This window comes from Shinella sp., from assembly GCF_049651085.1.
In the GTDB taxonomy this organism is placed as follows: Bacteria; Pseudomonadota; Alphaproteobacteria; order Rhizobiales; family Rhizobiaceae; genus Shinella.
The window spans coordinates 264,648-283,507 of sequence record NZ_JBASBL010000004.1; the positions used below are offsets into that span (position 1 = coordinate 264,648).

The window sequence follows — 18,860 nt, forward strand, 5'->3', positions numbered from 1 at the left end:
CGCACCACCCGCCGGAACGATAGTCTTAATGAGAGAATAGGCCTGGATCTGTTAACGCCGGTTTAATCTTTCGCGTAAAGCTCTCGGCTTCCTTGTTGTTTTTCAACCATTTCGTGTGATCTGCCGGTCATGCCGCCGCGACCCATTCATGTCGGTGATACGGTTCATGAAATTTTGCGCACGCGCCCGGTTTTCCCGCTTTTTTCGCCCTTCGCGCTTGCAAGACCGGCCCACATTCGACATAGACCTAACCGCTATGGAACCCGGTGTTCCGGGTCCATGGCGTCAAGCCATCCTTGAACCCGATGAGGACATCTCCATCATGGCCTTTCTTGCCGACGCCCTTTCCCGTGTGAAGCCTTCCGCCACCATTGCTGTTTCCCAGAAAGCGCGCGAGCTGAAAGCGAAAGGCCGCGATGTCATCGGGCTTGGCGCGGGCGAGCCGGACTTCGATACGCCGGACAATATCAAGCAGGCCGCCATCGAGGCGATCAACCGCGGCGAGACGAAGTACACGCCGGTTTCCGGCATCCCGGAACTGCGCGAGGCGATCGCCAAGAAGTTCAAGCGCGAGAACAATCTCGACTACACCGCCGCGCAGACCATCGTCGGCACGGGTGGAAAGCAGATTCTTTTCAACGCCTTCATGGCGACGATGAACGCAGGCGATGAAGTCGTTATTCCGACGCCTTACTGGGTATCCTATCCGGAAATGGTGTCGCTGTGCGGCGGCACGCCCGTCTTCGTCGCGACGACCCAGGAAAACAAGTTCAAGCTGAAGGCCGAAGACCTGGAAAAGGCGATCACGCCCAAGACCAAGTGGTTCATCTTCAACTCGCCGTCCAACCCGTCGGGCGCGGCCTACAGCCATGACGAGCTGAAGGCGCTGACCGATGTGCTGATGCGTCATCCGCATGTCTGGGTGTTGACCGACGACATGTACGAGCACCTGACCTACGGCGATTTCAAGTTCGCCACCCCGGTCGAAGTCGAGCCCGGCCTTTATGACCGCACGCTGACCATGAACGGCGTTTCCAAGGCCTATGCGATGACCGGCTGGCGTATCGGCTATGCGGCCGGCCCGCTGAGCCTGATCAAGGCCATGGACATGATCCAGGGCCAGCAGACGTCGGGCGCCTGCTCGATCGCGCAGTGGGCGGCCGTCGAGGCGCTGAACGGCACGCAGGATTTCATCCCGGAAAACAAGAAGATCTTCGAAGGTCGCCGCGACCTCGTCGTCTCCATGCTCAACCAGGCCAAGGGCATCGAGTGCCCGTCGCCGGAAGGTGCGTTCTACGTCTATCCGTCCTGCAAGGGCCTGATCGGCAAGACCGCGCCGTCGGGCAAGGTCATCGAGACGGATGAGGACTTCGTGTCGGAACTGCTCGAATCGGAAGGCGTCGCTGTCGTGCACGGCTCGGCCTTCGGCCTCGGCCCGAACTTCCGCATTTCCTACGCGACGTCCGAAGCCCAGCTCGAGGAAGCCTGCAAGCGCATCCAGCGCTTCTGCGCCGCCTGCAAGTAAGCAGCACTGCCTATCGAATGAGAAACCCGCCGGAAACGGCGGGTTTTTTGTTTCCCGCCGATGCAATTTCCGCCTTCGTTACCGATATAGTGGCGAATACGGAAACACCGGAGCAAACGATCATGAAAGCCACGCCCCTTTGCCTTGCCGCCCTCATGGCGCTCACCGCCGCGACCTCTTCGCTTGCTGCCGATGGTTATGGCGAGCGCAGCGAGCAGGCACCGAACGGCAAGATCGTGGTCAGCGAGCGTCCGGCCATGATGACGGCCTGGGACTACTTCTTCAACAATCCGGAGAAGTACCGCTCCATGCGCAACGATCCCGGCGAGTACCATGTCGGCGGGATGCGCCGCTAAGCGATTCCAGCGATTTAGCCGGACAGCTTAAAGCCCGATCAGCGTCAGCATAACGAATGTCGCGAAGAGGATGAAGTGCGTCATCCCTTCGATGGCGTTCGTCTGGCCGTCATTGAGGTTGATGGCGGCGGCGATCAGCGTGATCGTCACCATCACGGTCTGGGTCGGCGACATGGCCATGATGAAGGGCTGGCCGGTATAGAGCGCGATCGCTTCCATGACGGGCACCGTGAGGATGACCGTCGAGAGAGAAGCGCCCATGGCGATGTTGACGACGGACTGCATGCGGTTGGCGAGCGCCGCGCGCAGCGCCGTCAGGATTTCCGGCGCTGCGGAAATTGCGGCGACGACCACGGCCATCAGCGCGGGGGGCGCGCCCGTGCCCTTGAGGCCCGCGCCCAGCAGCACCGACATGACCTCCGCCAGCGCGCCGATCAGCACGACGCCGATGACGATCACGACGATCGAGAAGGTCGCCGGTTCGGACTCGTCCGATGTCTCGCCATGCCCGCCTTCCATCCGCTCGGCGCGGGGATAGGCGTAGCTGAAGAAATAGCTGTGCGCGCCGACCTGCATGCGCAGGAAGACGGCATAGAGCGCGATCATCGCGCCGATGGTGAAGGCGGAGTAGAGATGCCAGCTCTCGCGCGGCACGAATTCCGGCACGACCATGGAAATGCCCATGGCCGTCAGGATCATCACGCCGTAGGTCTTGCCGGAATCGTCGTTGTAGGGCTGCTCCCCGTGCCGGAGGCCGCCGAGCAGGGCCGCAAGGCCGAGGATGCCGTTGATGTCCAGCATCACGGCGGCATAGATCGTGTCGCGCACCAGCGTTGGCGACGTATCGCCCTGCATCATGATCGCCAGCACGACGACTTCCACCAGCACCGCCGAGAGCGTCAGGATCATCGTGCCGTAGGGATCGCCGACCTTGGAGGCGAGGATTTCCGCATGATGGGCGATGCGGGTGGAAACCAGGATGATTGCGGCGACCAGCGCGAAGGCGGCGACGAGGACAGGCAGACGCCCCATGCCGAGCAGGCTGTGTTCCGTCATATAGGCAAGCATTGCGGCGGCGAGGCCGACGAACAGGAGGCGTTCCTTCAGCAGGCTGGAGAGCATAGGCGGCGGCCTCCCGGGCAGATGGTGCTCAACTAGATGTAGACGCGCCGGGTAAAAAGAAAACGCCCGCGGCGGAGGAAACCACGGGCGTTCTGCATCCTCCCTTGAAGGGAGGGGGTGCCGGGGCGCTGGATTGCGCAGCGCCCCGGCACAAAAAGGCAGGATCAGGCGACGTTTTCGAGAACCGGATAATCCGTGTAGCCCTTGGCGCCGCCGCCATAGAACGTGGCGTTGTCCGGCGGGTTCAGGACCGTGTCGTTCTTCAGCCGGTCCACGAGATCAGGGTTGGCGATGAAGAGCTTGCCGAAGGCGACGAGGTCGGCCTTGCCGCTTTCGACTGCGTCGATGGCGAGTTCGCGGTTGTAGCCGTTGTTGACCATCCAGGCCGCCTTGCCGCCGGCCGCATGGTAGGCTGCGCGCAGCGCCGCATAGTCGAACGGCTTGTCGCCCTGCTGGTGATCGCGCGCGCCGCCCGTGGCGCCCTCGATGATGTGGATATAGGAGAGACCGTATCTGGCGAGGCCTTCCACCACATAGGTGAAGAGCGGTTGCGGGGCCGGGTCGAAGGCGTCGTTGGCGGGCGTCACCGGCGAGATGCGGATGGCTGTGCGGCCCGCGCCGATTTCTGCGGTAATCGCATCGACGACCTCGAACAGCAGGCGGGAGCGGTTTTCGATCGAGCCGCCATATTCGTCCGTGCGGTGGTTGCTGCCGGAACGCAGGAACTGGTCGATCAGGTAGCCATTGGCCGCGTGGATCTCGACGCCGTCGAAGCCGGCATCAACTGCCGCACGGGCGGCGCGGCGATAGTCCTCGACGATACCCGGAAGCTCGTCCTTCTCCAGCGCGCGGGGCTCTGAGGTTTCGGCGAAGTTTCCGGTGCCGTCGGGATTGATGAGGTAGGTCTTCGACTGGGCCTGGATCGCCGACGGGGCGACCGGCTTGCCGCCGTTCGGCTGGAGCGTATCGTGCGAGATCCTGCCGACATGCCACATCTGGACGACGATCTTGCCGCCGGCCTTGTGCACGCCATCGGTGACTTCCTTCCAGCCGGCGAGCGCTTCCGGCGTGTAGAGGCCCGGAACGTCGGCATAGCCCTGGCCCTGCTGGGTGATGGCGGTGGCCTCGGTGATCAGCAGGCCGGCGCTGGCGCGCTGCTCGTAATAGGCGGCGTTCAGCGTGTTCGGCACGGCGCCCGGCGAACGGTTGCGCGTCAGCGGAGCCATCACGATGCGGTTGGCAAGCTGAATGTCGCCGATCTTGAGAGGGTCGAAGAGCGAGGTCATGGAAGAGTCCTTCTTCTGGCTGGGAGGCGAGGGCGCTTTTGTTGGCATTTCCGGGCGGAAAACCGCGTCACAGTTTTTCCGGAGTGGCTTGAAGAGCGCTGTTGATGTGTTGGAGGAAGGCCGCGATCTTTTCGTCGTCGCGTTTGAAGAACACCCACTGGCCGACCTTGCGCGTCGTCACGAGGCCGGCGCGCTGGAGGGTGGCGAGATGGGCGGAGACGGTGGACTGCGAAAGGTCGCAGCGCTTTTCGATCTGGCCGGCGCAGACGCCGAATTCCAGCGGATGCTCCTGGCCGGCGAAATGCTGCTGCGGTTCCTTCAGCCACGCGAGAATCTCCAGCCGCTTGGGATGGGCGAGGGCTTTCAGGATTTCGTCGGTGTCGAACGTGGTCATCTGTCTATCGTGATCCGGCGATTAATATATCGGTTACAATCGATATTGTGATCGTGTTTTGCCGATGCAAGAGGTGCCGGCAAAAAAAGAGGGCCACAAGCGAAGCTTGGGCCCTGCAAGTCAGAAGGTTCAAAAACCTCCAGAGGGGAACAGCCAACGCGCGGCACTGGGAGGAGAAAGACCGCAAGTGCGTTGGCTGTACTGAATATGGGAGCGGGAATGCGTTTCTTCAAGAGAAACGGATGCCAAGTTTTCCGGAAACGTTGAAAATTCTGTCTTGGTTAATGCAAGGCAAAAAAAGAGGGCCCGCAAGATCAACCTGGGCCTTATGTGGTTTTGAAGGCAGTGGATTCTTCGGAGGCGAGCTGTGGGAAGGGCGGCGTCTGGAGGGAAATCCGACAATAGTGCCGGCTATGGTTGAGCTATCCGCAAACACTTGAATGCAGGAGCGGGCGAGCGTGGAAGATGCGGGGCGGTCGCCGCAGCTCGGCCGGAGCGGTGCTGGTGGTGCATGATGAGCCCGGCGTCGAAGGTTTCGACGCCGGGCTCCGGATTGGGTTTAGCCAGCGCTGAAGCGGTTCCAGCGATCCGGGTGCCGAGCCTTGAAGTCGGACACCAGCTCAATGCAGCCGGGATCGTTCAGAATGACGAGTTCGACATCCTGGGTGGCAAGCCAGTCGCATGCGCCGGAATAGTGATGGGCTTCCCCGACCACGATCCTGGTAACGCCCGCGACGATTGCGGCTCCTGCGCACATCGGGCAGGGGGCTTCCGTGGCAACGAGCGTCGCATTGTCCAGCGGGCCGTCGTGATCGGCAAGAAAGCTCTCCAGGCAAACCATTTCGGCATGCGCAAGGAATTTTCCGTCCTGGATCTGCCGGTTGTGGCCTCTGCTGACGATCTTCCCATCGACGACCAGCACCGACCCGAACGGCATGCCACCGGAGGCTACGCCATCGCGAGCTTCCGCGAGGGCCGCAAGCATCAGCTGCTCATCGAGTGGATTAGAGTTGCCGGTCATGCCGCCTGTCCCTTCCGACCGGAAAAGAGATAGTGGAGGAGGCCGCCGGCGAATGCGCCGAAGAACCAGGAATAGGCGGCGACGCTCTTGAAGATCTCGAGCTGCGAGATCGACAGGGCGAAGATGCCGGCAAGCACCAATGCGTAGATGGCATTGAGATTGAAGCCGTTCTTGTACCAGTATTTACCGCGCGGGTCTTCGGTGTACAGGCTGTCCACATCGATCGTCTGTTTGCGGATGAGGAAGTAGTCGCAAATGATCACGCCGAAGATCGGGCCGATGAATGCACCGAGCGTGCCGAGCGTGTACTGCACCATCACCGCGTTCGCATAGAGCTTCCACGGCATCACCGCGACCGAGATGAGCGAGGCGAGGACGCCGGCGCGACGGAAGGTCAGGTATTTCGGTGCGAGGTTCGTCAGGTCCATGGCGGCCGAGACGAAATTCGCCACGATATTCGTTGCGATGGTTGCGGTCATGAATGTCAGCGCGCCGAGGACGATCGCGGTCACGTTGTCGAGCCGAGCGACAAGATGGACCGGATCGGTGATGAGTTCGCCGAAGACCTTCAGGGCGCCGGAGGTCGTGACCACGGTCACCAGGGCGAAGAGGGCGAAGTTGATCGGCAGGCCGAGGAAGTTGGCGCGGGTCATCGCCTCGCGGGACTTCATGAAGCGTGAAAAGTCAGCGAAGTTGAGGGTGGTGCCCGCGAACCAGGCCACGGTCAGCGCAACTGCGGTGAACCATGCCGACAGGGCGGCGCCGCCGCTCAGGCTTTCGGAGCCGAGGTTGAAGTCGATGTGCTCCAGGCCGCCTGCCTTCCACACGACCCAGCCAGCCATGATGAACATCACGAGATAGATCGCCGGGCCGGCCCAGTCGGTAAACTTACGGATGGCTTCCCAGCCGTAGTAGAAAACGGCCAGCTGAGAGAACCACATCACGAGGAAGCAGATCCAGCCGAGCGTGGTCATGCCGAGAATGGAATCGTCGTTGAGGGCTGCCGCGCCGGGGGCAAGGCGCAGCGTAACGACCACGAGTGCCGTTGAAGCAACCCAGGTCTGGATACCGTACCAGCATGTCGCTGTGGATGCCTTGATCATGCTCGGGATGTTCGCGCCGAAGACGCCGAAGGCGGGGCGGCAGAAGGCAGCGAACGCGATGCCGTATTTCTGACCTGCCCGGCCGGCCAGGTTGGTGAAGACGTAGATCAGGGAAATGCCCGTGATGAGCGCTGCGAAAACCTGGAAGCCGCCGAGGCCCAGGGTGAAAAGGCTGGCCGCGAAGACATAGCCGGCAACGCTGTGGACGTTGGACATCCACATGGCTGAGAGGGTGTAGACGCCCCAGGTTTGTTCCTTGACCGGGGCGATGTCCTCGTTGGACAAGCGATCGCTGACCGCCAGAGGCGGCGAGACCTGTCCCATAGTTGATGATGATGGCGTAGAATACACGAGTGTCTCCTCCACTTATGTGTGTATTTTGCGATTTTTTTTTTGGGATTTTCTGGAGTCGTTCTCCAAGTTTGCTGAGGTTATTTTTCTTGATTTTTGAATTGCAACTTGTAGGCGTATCTTGTTGTTTCAATTCATTTTTTCAGCATATTCCCTGCAACGCAGTGCGCGCTGCTTTGTTTAGCATCGAGGCTGCGGATGGTGGGAAAAAGATTTTGTATGGAAAGGAAAACGTGATTGTTTGAAAAGAATAAAATCGGGGGCCGGAGAATGTGCGGGCGCCTCATGCGAAAGGCCGGGCAAGCTGGTTCAGCCCTTCCCGATCACGCGAAAATGCCGATCGGCTTTTCAGTTTTCTGAAAGCCTTTGTGCGAACAGCGCTGTTGTCGGAGAGGCCGATGCAAGGATCTACGGGAATTGCAAAATGCTGCCGTGGCCAAAGCAAGGCAAAAAAAGAGGGCCGCAAGATCAACCTGGGCCCTTTATAGTTTTGAAGGTAATAAAACCTCCAGAGGGGAACAGCTGGTGCGGTGGCACTGGGAGGAAAACCACCAAAGTGCATCAGCTGGCCGCGATATGATGGTTTTATGGGCGTATATCAATCATTTAATGTGCATGTCAGCCATGCATGAGGTGCAGGCCTTGGAAATGGCCTTTCTCAGAAGTTCCAGTTGCGCGCCTTGGCGACGATGAAGTCCCTGAAAACCTTGAGCTTGGCGGAGTTTTTCATTTCGCTCGGATAGCAGAAATAGGTGTCGAAGGAGGGGATGTCGGCGCTGACCGGCAGCTGGATGAGGCCCGGGTCGCGGCCGACAATGTAGTCCGGCAGCATGGCGATGCCGATGCCGAGCAGGGCGGCGCGCTTGATCGAAGTCTGGCTGTTGATCTGCAGCAACGAAGGACGCGGATTGTCCGAATCACGCCCGGCGATTTCCAGCCAGTTGACGTCGAGCAGATAGCTCGGCGCGGGCTCGCCGAAGGAGATGATCTTGTGATTGTCGAGATCGTCGATCGACTGCGGTTCGCCATAGCGATTGATGTAGGACGGCGCGGCGTAGATGTGCATGTGCACGGTGAAGAGCCGGCGCTGGATGAGGTCCGACTGCTGGGGTTCGCGCAGGCGGATGGCGCAGTCGGCATGGCGCATGTTCACGTCCAGCTCCTCGTTGTCGAGGATGAGCTGAACCTGCATGTCGGGATAGAGGGCGAGGAACTCCTGCACCTTGTCCGTCAGCCAGCCCTGGCCGAGGCCGACGGTCGTGGTGATGCGCAGCTTGCCGCTCGGGCGCTCGGTGTTTTCCGTCAGCTGCACGCGCACGCTTTCGAGCTTCATCAGCACGTCATGCGCGGTGCGGTAGAGGATTTCGCCCTGCTCGGTCAGGATCAGGCCGCGAGCGTGGCGATGGAAGAGCTTTATGCCGACGTCCTGCTCCAGCGCGCTCACCTGACGGCTGATGGCCGATTGAGACAGGTGCAGCTTGTCCGCCGCATGCGTGAACGAGCCGGCCTCGGCCGCGGCGTGAAAAATCCGCAGCTTGTCCCAATCGAGCGGCATTCTATCCCCCATATGTCTTTGCGGCGGGGAACATCAGGTTTCCCGTCCGGTCGCTGATTTCAACTGTTCCCACGCGGGAGGTCGGATCGAATCCGCCCCCCTTTGTTGGCGGCTTCTACTCGGCCGCAATTGCGACAGGCATATGACCTGCAAGGTATTTTTCGGTTTCGAGGGCCGCCATGCAACCCATTCCTGCGGCCGTAACCGCCTGGCGATAGATATCGTCGCTGACGTCGCCTGCGGCAAAAACGCCCGGCACGTCCGTCGCCGTGGAATCGGGCGCCGTCCAGAGATAGCCGTTCGGCTTCTGGCGCAGCTTGCCCTTGAACAGTTCGACCGCCGGCGCATGGCCGATGGCGACGAACACGCCGTCCGTGGCCATGTCACGCGTCTCGCCGGTCTTCACATTGCGCAGCTTCACGCCGTTGACGGAGGCCGGCATGGGGGGCTTGGCGTTCTCTCCGAGATATTCGACCACTTCGTGATCCCAGATGATCTTGACGTTCTCCTTGGCGAACAGGCGCTCCTGGAGAATGCGCTCGGAGCGCAGCGCGTCGCGGCGGTGCACGACCGTCACCGTCCTGGCGAGGTTGGAAAGGTAAAGCGCCTCCTCGACGGCCGAATTGCCGCCGCCGACCACGATGACGTCCTTGCCCCGATAGAAGAAGCCGTCGCAGGTGGCGCAGGCCGACACGCCGAAGCCCATGAACTTGTGCTCGGTCTCGATGCCGAGCCATTTGGCCTTGGCGCCCGTCGCGATGATCAGCGCGTCGGCGGTCCATTCGGTGCCGCTGTCGGTGGAGATGCGGAAGGGACGCACGTCGAAATCGACGTTCGTCACGAGATCGTTAACGATCTCCGCGCCGACATGGGTCGCCTGCTTGAGCATCTGATCCATCATCCAGGGGCCCTGGACCGGATCGGCGTAACCCGGATAGTTTTCCACATCCGTCGTGATCATCAGCTGGCCGCCCTGTTCCATGCCGGCAATCAGCACGGGCTCCAGCATGGCGCGGGCGGTATAGATGGCGGCAGTGTAACCGGCGGGGCCGGATCCGATGATCAGCACCTTGACGTGACGGGCGGACATGGTCGTTCCTTCTGGGCGCTTGGCCCTCATCGCCCAGCCCGCGCGGTCTCGCGCAGGGCATGGGCCAGCGTGTCGTTGTTCGGCTTTCATTTATGAAGGGAGTGTGGGGAGTTTCAAGTGCGCGCGCCTCTTTGCCAACAGGCAAGCGAACCCGCGTGACATATTTGTGCCTCTTGCAGTAACAATGTTGCGCTGATGTAGCGATTCGGGTCACTTCCGGTCGCCGTCCTGAAAGGTTTCAAAAAATCCCATGTTTCGCGCAGAACTCGATGCCATCGATGTCCGTATCCTGAAAGAGCTTCAGGCCGATGGCCGGATGACCAATGTAGAGCTTGCCGCGCGCGCCGGCATTTCCGCGCCGCCGTGCCTGCGACGGGTACGCAAGCTGGAGGAGGCGGGTATCATCGAGGGCTATACGGCGATGCTGAACGCGCCGGCGCTCGGCTACGATCTGGTCGCCTTCTGCATGGTCGGCCTCAAGCACCAGTCGGAGGCGAACCTAAAGGCTTTCGCGGCTGCGACCGGCGAATGGCCGATGGTGCGGCAGGCCTGGATGGTCTCCGGCGACAGCGACTTCCTGCTGCATTGCGTGGCCGAAAACCTCACCCGCTTCCAGGACTTCGTCATCGAGGAACTGACCGCCAATGCGCAGGTCGATACCGTGCGCACCATGCTGACGATCCGCCAGGTCAAGAAGGTCGGTCTGGTCGAGCTGTAAGGCCGGATATCGTTTTGCCGGACTGTCCGACGCCGAAGCGATGCCGCTTCGGCTGGAATGCTTTACGCGAGGTCGCCATAGACCGCGTTGACGGCCTTCGCTTCCTTCTCCAGCGCAAAATTCTCCCGCACCTCGGCAAGGCCCTGCGCGGCATGGCGCAGCGCCATGTCCGGATCGGCAAGATAGGGGCGGACCGCCTCGCGTAGCGCCTCGAAATCGCCGGCAGGCACGACCGCGCCGGTCTTGCCGGGCGCGATCATCTCGGCATAGGCGCCGGCATCGCTCGCGACGACGGCGGTCTGCGATGCCATGGCTTCGAGCGGCGTCAGGCCGAAGCCCTCGTTGCGGGACGGCGCGACATAGAGCGTGAGCCGGCGATACCAGACCTTCACGTCCGGCACCTCGCCCATGAAGACGATGCGATCGGAAAGGCCTGCTGCGGCGATTTCCGCCTTCAGGCCGTCGGCAAAGGCAGTGTGGCTCGCGGTCGCGCGGCCGCAGATGACGGCGGTCCAGTCGGGACGATGCGGCAGAAGCTCGATCATCGCGCGCACGAAGAGGTCGGTGCCCTTCTGATGGCGGATGCGGCCGAAGCAGCCGATGAGATGCCGGCCGGGCAGGCCCGTCGCGGCAATGCCGTCCTCTGCCGTCTGCGGCGGATGGAACGCATCGAGATCGACGCCATGACGTATGACGCGGAAGGGCACTTCCAGAAACGATGCCGAGCGATCGCTGGTCGCGATCACGCGGTCCATCTGGCGGATGAGGAAGCGCGTATAGGCGCTGTGGCGACGCTGCGCGGCGGAGGTGAAGACGAGCTTCAGCGGCATGCGCAGCACGCTGCGCAGGAAAAGGCCGAAGCCCATCTCGTTGTTGCGCCGCGCATGCCAGATCCTGTGGCGGCGCCCGTCGGGCGCGCGCCAGAGGCCAAGAAGCGAGCGGAAGCCGATCTTCGGCAGGCCGGCATTGTCCGGCAGGCCGGGACCGAGCACTGCGATCCGCACGCCAAGTCTTGCCTGGAAGGGCACAAGCTGGATGACCGTCGACGTCACGCCGCTGAGGCGGCGCTTGAAGTTCAACGCGATCACGTCAACATGTCTGATGTCGGTCACCGACAAGCCCTCCGGCAGGCCGGCCTCATCCCCAGGTGACGGCGAGGATTTCGTAGCCCTTCGGGCCGCCGGGCGCATTCACCTCGATCGAATCGCCGACTTCTTTGCCGATCAGCGCGCGCGCGATGGGGGAGGAGATGGAGATGCGGCCCTGCTTCACGTCGGCTTCCTGGTCGCCGACGATCTGGTAGACCTTCTCTTCCTCGGTATCCTCGTCGACGAGCTTCACCTTGGCGCCGAACATGATCTTGGTGCCGGACATCTTGGAAAGATCGATGACTTCGGCGCGGGCGACATAGTCTTCCAGCTCCGAGACCCGGCCTTCATTGTGGCTTTGGGCTTCCTTGGCGGCGTGGTACTCGGCGTTTTCCGACAGGTCGCCATGGGCGCGCGCTTCGGCGATCGCCTCGATGATTCTCGGACGCTCTTCCTGCTGACGCCAGCGCAGTTCTTCCTGCAGCTTGACGAAACCGCCGTGAGTCATCGGTACTTTTTCAACCATTTTATCCCGTCCTTCAGCCCGCGCCGCGCTGGCTCCCGCCCGCGTGAACGCAAAAGAAAACGGCCTCCGGAGAAAAACCCCGGAACCGTCGAAAAGCGTTTGAACAACCCTTATAGCAGATTGTGTCGTCCGAAAGCCAGTTCTTTTGCCGCAGGGCAAGCGCTGCCCACAGAGGTGGAAACAATCGCGCAGTCCTCCCGCTGGCCGCCCATTGCCGGAGGACCGTTCATGGCCCTCGGCGAGGCGGCTCCTCGCAAAGGGCGGGCTTGGTGCGCTGCGCGCCGGTTTGTCGAACACGTCATTCTTGACGTTTCTTTTCGGAACATATAGTGAACAGGAATGAAGAAATCGCTGCAGCAACGCTTGGCCGTCCTGTCGGATGCCGCCAAATACGATGCCTCCTGCGCCTCGAGCGGAACGGTCAGGCGCGACTCCGCGGAGACGGGCGGGCTCGGTTCCACCGAAGGGGCGGGCATTTGCCATGCCTATGCGCCGGACGGGCGATGCATCTCGCTCCTGAAGATATTGCTCACCAATTTCTGTATCTTTGACTGCGCCTATTGCATCAACCGCTCCTCCAGCAATGTCGAGCGTGCTCGCTTCACGCCGGAGGAAGTGGTCTGGCTGACGCTGGAATTCTACCGGCGCAACTATATCGAAGGGCTGTTTCTGTCCTCCGGCATCATCCGTTCGCCCGATCATACGATGGGCGAGATGGTGCGGGTGGCGCGGGAGCTGCGCACGACGCATGGCTTTCGCGGCTATATCCACCTGAAGTCCATCCCGGATGCCTCGCCGGAACTGATCGAGCAGGCGGGGCTCTATGCCGACCGGCTGTCGCTCAATATCGAATTGCCGACGGATGCCGGTATTGGCCGGTTCGCGCCGGAAAAGCGACCGGAGGGTATCCGCCGGGCCATGGGCGACCTGCGCCGCAAGATCGAGGCGGCCGACGACCCGACCCTGCAGACGAAACGGCGCAAGCGGTTCGTGCCGGGCGGCCAGAGCACGCAGATGATCGTCGGCGCCGATGGCGCGGATGATGCGACCATCCTGAAGACGAGCGCGCGGCTCTATGGCAGCTACGGCCTCAAGCGCGTCTACTACTCCGCCTTCAGCCCCATCCCCGATGCCTCCCGTGCGCTCCCGCTGATCAAGCCGCCGCTGGTGCGCGAGCACCGGCTCTATCAGGCGGACTGGCTCTATCGTTTCTATGGCTTCGGCGTGGATGAAATCACTGGTGCGACAGGCGGCATGCTCGATCTCGACATGGACCCGAAGCTCGCCTGGGCGCTCGCCAATCGCGATGTCTTTCCGGTGGACGTCAACCGGGCGGAGCGTGAAAGGCTGCTGCGCGTGCCGGGCCTCGGCACGAAGACCGTCGACGCGATCCTTTCCAGCCGCCGTTTCCGCCGCCTGCGGCTGGAGGATCTTGCCCGGCTCGGCGTCTCGCTGCGCAAGGTGCGCGCCTTCATCGAGGCGGAAGGCTGGACGCCGCGACGTCTTGCCGACCGCGCCGACCTGAGGACGCTCTTTGCGCCCAAGCCGGAACAGCTTTCGTTGCTCTGATGCAGACGGTGCGTCTTCTTGGCCGGGGTGATTTTTCCGAGTGGCGCGATGCGGCCCGCGCGCTCGCCGCCGCGGGCATTTCCCCGCGCGAGGTGGACTGGCGGATCGGCGGCCTGGAGGAGGAGCTTTTCGAAGCCGCGCCGCTGGACTTGCCGAAACCCGACCCCGCAGCGCCGCCCCTTACGGTGCCGCCCGCCTTCCTGTCGCTGGCCGAAGCGGTGGTCTGCCACACCGAGCCCGGCCGCTTCCATCTGCTTTATCGCCTGCTCTGGCGCCTGCAATCGGATCGGCGTCTGATGAAACTGACGGCCGACAAGGACGTCGCCTGGGCGCGCTTGCTCGCCAGGAACGTTCAGCGCGACAGCCACAAGATGACGGCCTTCGTGCGCTTCAAGGAAATCGCGGGGGAAACGGAGGGACGGCGTCGCTTCTTTGCCTGGTTCGAGCCGTCGCAGTTCGTCGTGGCCCGCACCGCGCCGTTCTTCCGCCGCCGCTTCGCCGACATGGACTGGATCATCGCCACGCCAAAGGGCACGGCGAGCTGGGACGGCGAGAGCCTGATCTTCGACACCCGCCCCGGCGCGGATCCCGGCCATGGCGACCCGACCGACGATCTCTGGCGCATCTACTATTCGAGCATCTTCAATCCGGCGCGGCTGAAGCTGAAAGCCATGCAGGCTGAGATGCCGAAGAAATACTGGCGCAACCTGCCGGAGGCGGATCTCATTCCGGAGATGATCGCCAATGCGGAGGCGAATGTGCGCGCCATGGCCGAGCGCGCGGCAAGCGATCCTCCGCTGTTCCACTACCGTCTTCAGCAAGCGGCAGAGGCAATGCCGCAGATCGTACCGGCGATGGCGGGCAGCATCGAGGCGCTACGCGAGGAGGCGCGGCACTGTACGCGCTGCCCGCTGCATTGCGCGGCAACGCAGACCGTTTTCGGGGAGGGGCCGCGGGATGCGCACCTGATGATGGTCGGCGAGCAGCCGGGCGATCAGGAGGATCTGGCCGGGCGTCCCTTCGTCGGCCCGGCAGGCAAGGTTTTTGACGCGGTGCTGAAGGACGCGGGCATCGCGCGCGACACGCTCTACCTCACCAATGCGGTCAAGCATTTCAAATATGTCCCGCGCGGCAAGCGCCGCATCCACCAGAAGCCCGCGCAAGGCGAGATCGAGCATTGTCGCTGGTGGCTGGCCAGGGAGGTCGAGTTGGTCAGGCCCCGCCTGATCGTCGCGCTCGGCGCGACGGCGGTCTATGCGCTCAGCGGGGAACGAAAACCGCTCAGCCAGCTGCGCGGCAAGCCGATGACCATGGAGGGGAACGTCGTGCTCTATCCGACCATCCACCCCTCGTTCCTGCTGCGCCTGCCGGACGAAGCCGAGCGAAAGCGCCAGCACGCCCTTTTTGTCGATGACATGCAGATGATCCGGCATCTGGCGGAGACGCTGGAGGCATAGTGACGGGCACGGAAAAGCCGGGCGACAGTGCCGCCCGGCTTCAATTTTTGCGTATCGGCGCCCAGCCTCAGAAATAGGACTGCAGCGGCCTTACTTCGAGCTGGCCCTGCTTGAGCGCCCGGATTGCCTGGGCGGCAGCGAGCGCGCCGGCCATGGTGGTGTAGTAGGGCACCTTCTGCATCAGCGCGGCGCGGCGCAGCGACTTCGAATCCGAGATCGCCTTGTTGCCGTCCGTCGTGTTGATGACGAGCTGGACCTGACGGTTGCGGATGGCGTCCTCGATATGCGGACGGCCTTCCTGCACCTTGTTGATCTTGATCGCCTCGATGCCGTTTTCGGCGAGGAAGCGGGCTGTGCCGGAGGTCGCCATCACCTTGAAGCCGATTTCGGTCAGGATGTTCATGGCGGGCAGCACGCGCTCCTTGTCCTCGTCACGCACCGAAACGAAGACCGTGCCATCGCGCGGCAGGTCGACGCTGGCGCCGAGCTGCGACTTGGCGAAGGCCAGCGCAAAGTCCGTGTCGAGGCCGATGACCTCGCCGGTCGAGCGCATTTCCGGGCCGAGCAGCGTATCGACGCCCGGGAAACGGGCGAACGGGAACACGGCTTCCTTGACCGCGATGTGCTTGAGGTTGCGCGGGTCCGGCTTCTCGCCATAGGCAGCGATTGCTGCGTCCAGCGCCTCGCCGGCCATGACGCGGGCGGCGATCTTGGCGATCGGCGCACCGATGGTCTTGGCGACGAAGGGCACCGTGCGCGAGGCGCGCGGGTTCACTTCCAGCACGTAGATCGTGCCGTCCTTGATGGCGTATTGCACGTTCATCAGGCCGCCGACATTGAGCGCCTTGGCGAGCGCCTTCGTCTGGCGCTCCAGCTCGTCGACGGTCTCGCTGGAAAGCGTGTGAACCGGCAGCGAGCAGGCCGAGTCGCCCGAGTGGATGCCGGCTTCCTCGATATGCTCCATGATACCGGAGACGAAGACGTCCTTGCCGTCGCACAGCGCGTCGACGTCGACTTCCACCGCATTGGTCAGGTAGCTGTCGAACAGCAGCGGGTTCTTGCCGAGCAGCGTGTTGATCTGGCCGGTCTTGTCGTTCGGGTAGCGCTGCTTGATGTCTTCCGGCACGAGGCCCGGAACGGTGTCGAGCAGGTAGGTCTGCAGCATCGATTCCGAATGGATGATCTGCATGGCGCGGCCGCCAAGCACGTAGGACGGGCGCACGACCAGCGGGAAGCCGATCTCGCCGGCAACGAGGCGGGCCTGCTCGACCGAATAGGCAATGCCGTTGTTCGGCTGGGCGAGGTCCAGCTTCTGCAGCAGCTTCTGGAAGCGGTCGCGGTCTTCGGCAAGGTCGATCATGTCAGGCGCGGTGCCGAGGATCGGGATGCCGTTCTTCTCGAGGGCTTCGGCCAGCTTCAGCGGCGTCTGGCCGCCGAACTGCACGATGACGCCGACGACTTCGCCATTGGTCTGCTCGGCCTTCAGGATCTCGATGACGTCTTCGGCCGTCAGGGGCTCGAAGTAGAGCCGGTCCGACGTGTCGTAGTCGGTCGAGACGGTTTCCGGGTTGCAGTTGATCATGATCGATTCGTAGCCGGCATCGTTCAGCGCGAAGGCGGCATGGCAGCAGCAGTAATCGAACTCGATGCCCTGGCCGATGCGGTTCGGGCCGCCGCCGAGGATGACGACCTTCTTGCGGTCGGAAATACCGGCTTCCGAGCGCGTGGCGCCGGCAAACGGCGTCTCGTAGGTCGAATACATGTAGGCGGTCGGCGAGGCGAATTCGGCCGCGCAGGTATCGATGCGCTTGAAGACCGGGCGCACGTCGAGGCGATTGCGCAGCTCGGCGACTTCCTTCGGGCGCTTGGCCGAGAGGGTGGCAAGGCGGGCATCCGAGAAGCCCATGGCCTTCAGCATGCGCAGGTTCTCGGCATCTTCCGGCAGGCCGTGCTCGCGGATGCGGGCCTCCATGTCGACAATGGCCTTGAACTGCTCGAGGAACCACGGGTCGATCTTCGAGCCTTCGTGCACCTCTTCCAGCGTGAGGCCGAGGCGCAGGGCCTGGGCGACCATGCGCAGGCGGTCCGGCGTCGGCGTGGAAATGGCGGCGCGGATGGCGTTCTTGTCGTTGCCGTCGCCAAGGCCGGGGATTTCGATCTCGTCGAGGCCGGTCAGGCCTGTTTCGAGGCCGCGCAGGGCCTTCTGCAGCGATTCGGCGAAGGTACGGCCGATGGCCATGACTTCACCGACCGACTTCATGGCGGTGGTCAGCGTCGGCTCGGCGCCGGGGAACTTTTCGAAGGCGAAGCGCGGGATCTTCGTGACGACATAGTCGATGGACGGCTCGAAGGAGGCCGGGGTCGCGCCGCCGGTAATGTCGTTTTCCAGCTCGTCGAGCGTGTAGCCGATGGCAAGCTTCGCGGCGATCTTGGCGATCGGGAAGCCGGTCGCCTTCGATGCAAGCGCGGAAGAGCGCGAGACGCGCGGGTTCATCTCGATGACGACGAGGCGGCCGTTTTCCGGATTGACGGCGAACTGTACGTTCGAGCCGCCGGTCTCGACGCCGATCTCGCGCAGCACCGCGATCGAGGCGTTGCGCATGATCTGGTATTCCTTGTCCGTCAGGGTCAAGGCAGGGGCAACCGTGATACTGTCGCCGGTGTGCACGCCCATCGGGTCGATGTTCTCGATCGAGCAGATGATGATGCAGTTGTCCGCCTTGTCGCGGACGACCTCCATCTCATATTCCTTCCAGCCGAGCACCGATTCTTCGATCAGCACTTCGGTGGTCGGCGAGGCGTCGAGGCCGGAATTGACGATCTCGAAGAATTCTGAGCGGTTGTAGGCGATGCCGCCGCCGGTGCCGCCAAGCGTAAAGGACGGGCGGATGATGGCGGGCAGGCCAATGACGTCCAGCGCCTGCGCGCCGATCGCCATGGCGTGGCTCATGTAACGCTGCTTGCGGTCGGTCTCGCCGAGGTTCCACTGGTTTTCCAGTTCGTCGAGCGCCTTGTCGAGCGCATCGCCGGAAAGCTCGCTCTTCAGCTTGGTGCGCTGGGTCTCGTGCAGCTTGCGGTCGAGATCCTTGATCTCGGTGGCGTTGGCCAGCAGCGACTTCGGCGTTTCAAGGCCGATGCGGGCCATTGCCTCGCGGAAGAGCGCGCGGTCTTCGGCCATGTCGATGGCGGCAGGCTTGGCGCCGATCATCTCGACATTGTAGCGCTCGAGCACGCCCATGCGCTTCAGCGAAAGCGCGGTGTTGAGCGCCGTCTGGCCGCCCATCGTCGGCAGAAGCGCGTCCGGGCGTTCCTTGGCGATGATCTTGGCGACGACTTCCGGGGTGATCGGCTCGACATAGGTCGCGTCGGCCAGGCCCGGATCGGTCATGATCGTTGCCGGGTTGGAGTTCACGAGGATGACGCGGTAGCCTTCCTCTTTCAGCGCCTTGCAGGCCTGGGTGCCGGAATAGTCGAATTCGCAGGCCTGACCGATAACGATCGGCCCCGCGCCGATGATGAGGATCGATTTCAAATCTTGGCGCTTGGGCATCTCTCTATCCGTTCTTCCGCGTGCGCGAAAAACCGGCCATGGTGCTGGGATCACCGGCCGGGCGCGCATCTATGGTCATTCAAAGGCTAGAAGCGGCTTATAGGCAAATGATAGGGCGAGAGGAACCCCGAAAATCGCCGTATCGACAG

15 protein-coding genes are annotated in these 18,860 nt (G+C 62.6%); 5 read left to right on the plus strand and 10 right to left on the minus strand.

Going from position 1 to position 18,860, the window contains the following annotated elements:
* The first annotated feature begins 322 nt into the window (after positions 1-322).
* Positions 323-1,525 (plus strand): pyridoxal phosphate-dependent aminotransferase, encoded by a 1,203-nt coding sequence (locus WA950_RS01755; protein ID WP_424549945.1) that lies wholly within the window; start codon positions 323-325, stop codon positions 1,523-1,525.
* A 122-nt stretch (positions 1,526-1,647) separates the two neighbouring features.
* Positions 1,648-1,881 carry a hypothetical protein gene (locus WA950_RS01760; RefSeq protein ID WP_424549946.1) on the plus strand — a complete coding sequence of 78 codons (234 nt, stop codon included), beginning with the start codon at positions 1,648-1,650 and terminating at the stop codon, positions 1,879-1,881.
* A gap of 27 nt (positions 1,882-1,908) precedes the next feature.
* On the opposite strand, the gene WA950_RS01765 is transcribed toward WA950_RS01760, so the two are convergent.
* From WA950_RS01765 to trxB, 7 genes are all read right to left on the minus strand, one after another.
* Positions 1,909-3,003 (minus strand): calcium:proton antiporter, encoded by a 1,095-nt coding sequence (locus WA950_RS01765; RefSeq protein WP_424549947.1) that lies wholly within the window; start codon positions 3,001-3,003, stop codon positions 1,909-1,911.
* A 164-nt stretch (positions 3,004-3,167) separates the two neighbouring features.
* Complete coding sequence (locus WA950_RS01770; protein ID WP_424549948.1) at positions 3,168-4,289, minus strand: alkene reductase; 1,122 nt, start codon at positions 4,287-4,289, stop codon at positions 3,168-3,170.
* A gap of 67 nt (positions 4,290-4,356) precedes the next feature.
* Positions 4,357-4,683: an ArsR/SmtB family transcription factor gene (locus tag WA950_RS01775; protein WP_424549949.1), complete on the minus strand. Its 327-nt coding sequence runs from the start codon at positions 4,681-4,683 to the stop codon at positions 4,357-4,359.
* 559 nt (positions 4,684-5,242) lie between these two features.
* The gene (locus WA950_RS01780; RefSeq protein WP_424549950.1) at positions 5,243-5,704 is read right to left on the minus strand and encodes a nucleoside deaminase; all 462 of its coding nucleotides are present in this window, start codon (positions 5,702-5,704) and stop codon (positions 5,243-5,245) included.
* Entirely contained in the window at positions 5,701-7,158 is a 1,458-nt protein-coding gene (locus tag WA950_RS01785; RefSeq protein ID WP_424549951.1) for an NCS1 family nucleobase:cation symporter-1, read from the minus strand. The genes WA950_RS01780 and WA950_RS01785 overlap by 4 nt, the downstream gene beginning before the upstream one ends.
* A 658-nt stretch (positions 7,159-7,816) precedes the next feature.
* Positions 7,817-8,713 (minus strand): LysR family transcriptional regulator VtlR, encoded by an 897-nt coding sequence (locus WA950_RS01790; RefSeq protein ID WP_424549952.1) that lies wholly within the window; start codon positions 8,711-8,713, stop codon positions 7,817-7,819.
* A 115-nt stretch (positions 8,714-8,828) separates the two neighbouring features.
* Complete coding sequence (gene trxB / locus WA950_RS01795) at positions 8,829-9,803, minus strand: thioredoxin-disulfide reductase (RefSeq protein ID WP_424549953.1); 975 nt, start codon at positions 9,801-9,803, stop codon at positions 8,829-8,831.
* 250 nt (positions 9,804-10,053) lie between these two features.
* Between trxB and WA950_RS01800 the strand changes: the two genes are divergently transcribed.
* Positions 10,054-10,521, plus strand: a complete 468-nt coding sequence (locus tag WA950_RS01800) for an Lrp/AsnC family transcriptional regulator (protein ID WP_424549954.1) — start codon at positions 10,054-10,056, stop codon at positions 10,519-10,521.
* A gap of 62 nt (positions 10,522-10,583) precedes the next feature.
* Here the strand turns inward: WA950_RS01800 and WA950_RS01805 are convergent, their stop codons facing one another.
* Both WA950_RS01805 and greA read right to left on the minus strand, forming a co-directional pair.
* A complete protein-coding gene (locus tag WA950_RS01805; RefSeq protein ID WP_424549955.1) occupies positions 10,584-11,633 on the minus strand; it encodes a glycosyltransferase family 4 protein in 1,050 nt (349 codons plus the stop codon).
* Between the two features lie 25 nt (positions 11,634-11,658).
* Positions 11,659-12,135, minus strand: coding sequence for a transcription elongation factor GreA (gene greA, locus WA950_RS01810; protein ID WP_424549956.1), 477 nt, complete (start codon positions 12,133-12,135; stop codon positions 11,659-11,661).
* A 339-nt stretch (positions 12,136-12,474) separates the two neighbouring features.
* Here greA and WA950_RS01815 point away from each other — a divergent pair, with 339 nt between their 5' ends.
* On the plus strand, positions 12,475-13,704 hold the full coding sequence (locus tag WA950_RS01815) for a putative DNA modification/repair radical SAM protein (protein ID WP_424549957.1): 1,230 nt from the start codon (positions 12,475-12,477) through the stop codon (positions 13,702-13,704).
* Positions 13,704-15,161, plus strand: coding sequence for a UdgX family uracil-DNA binding protein (locus WA950_RS01820; protein ID WP_424549958.1), 1,458 nt, complete (start codon positions 13,704-13,706; stop codon positions 15,159-15,161). Before WA950_RS01815 ends, WA950_RS01820 begins: the two co-directional genes overlap by 1 nt.
* Positions 15,162-15,228: 67 nt before the next feature.
* Here the strand turns inward: WA950_RS01820 and carB are convergent, their stop codons facing one another.
* Positions 15,229-18,711 carry a carbamoyl-phosphate synthase large subunit gene (gene carB / locus WA950_RS01825; protein ID WP_424549959.1) on the minus strand — a complete coding sequence of 1,161 codons (3,483 nt, stop codon included), beginning with the start codon at positions 18,709-18,711 and terminating at the stop codon, positions 15,229-15,231.
* Positions 18,712-18,860: the final 149 nt, after the last annotated feature.

Bases quoted from the DNA above. Each gene is read 5' to 3' on its own strand.
- WA950_RS01755 (WP_424549945.1), top strand. From the start codon at position 323: ATGGCCTTTCTTGCCGACGCCCTTTCCCGTGTGAAGCCTTCCGCCACC.
- WA950_RS01760 (WP_424549946.1), top strand. From the start codon at position 1,648: ATGAAAGCCACGCCCCTTTGCCTTGCCGCCCTCATGGCGCTCACCGCC.
- WA950_RS01765 (WP_424549947.1), bottom strand. From the start codon at position 3,003: ATGCTCTCCAGCCTGCTGAAGGAACGCCTCCTGTTCGTCGGCCTCGCC.
- WA950_RS01770 (WP_424549948.1), bottom strand. From the start codon at position 4,289: ATGACCTCGCTCTTCGACCCTCTCAAGATCGGCGACATTCAGCTTGCC.
- WA950_RS01775 (WP_424549949.1), bottom strand. From the start codon at position 4,683: ATGACCACGTTCGACACCGACGAAATCCTGAAAGCCCTCGCCCATCCC.
- WA950_RS01780 (WP_424549950.1), bottom strand. From the start codon at position 5,704: ATGACCGGCAACTCTAATCCACTCGATGAGCAGCTGATGCTTGCGGCC.
- WA950_RS01790 (WP_424549952.1), bottom strand. From the start codon at position 8,713: ATGCCGCTCGATTGGGACAAGCTGCGGATTTTTCACGCCGCGGCCGAG.
- trxB (WP_424549953.1), bottom strand. From the start codon at position 9,803: ATGTCCGCCCGTCACGTCAAGGTGCTGATCATCGGATCCGGCCCCGCC.
- WA950_RS01800 (WP_424549954.1), top strand. From the start codon at position 10,054: ATGTTTCGCGCAGAACTCGATGCCATCGATGTCCGTATCCTGAAAGAG.
- greA (WP_424549956.1), bottom strand. From the start codon at position 12,135: ATGGTTGAAAAAGTACCGATGACTCACGGCGGTTTCGTCAAGCTGCAG.
- WA950_RS01815 (WP_424549957.1), top strand. From the start codon at position 12,475: ATGAAGAAATCGCTGCAGCAACGCTTGGCCGTCCTGTCGGATGCCGCC.
- WA950_RS01820 (WP_424549958.1), top strand. From the start codon at position 13,704: ATGCAGACGGTGCGTCTTCTTGGCCGGGGTGATTTTTCCGAGTGGCGC.
- carB (WP_424549959.1), bottom strand. From the start codon at position 18,711: ATGCCCAAGCGCCAAGATTTGAAATCGATCCTCATCATCGGCGCGGGG.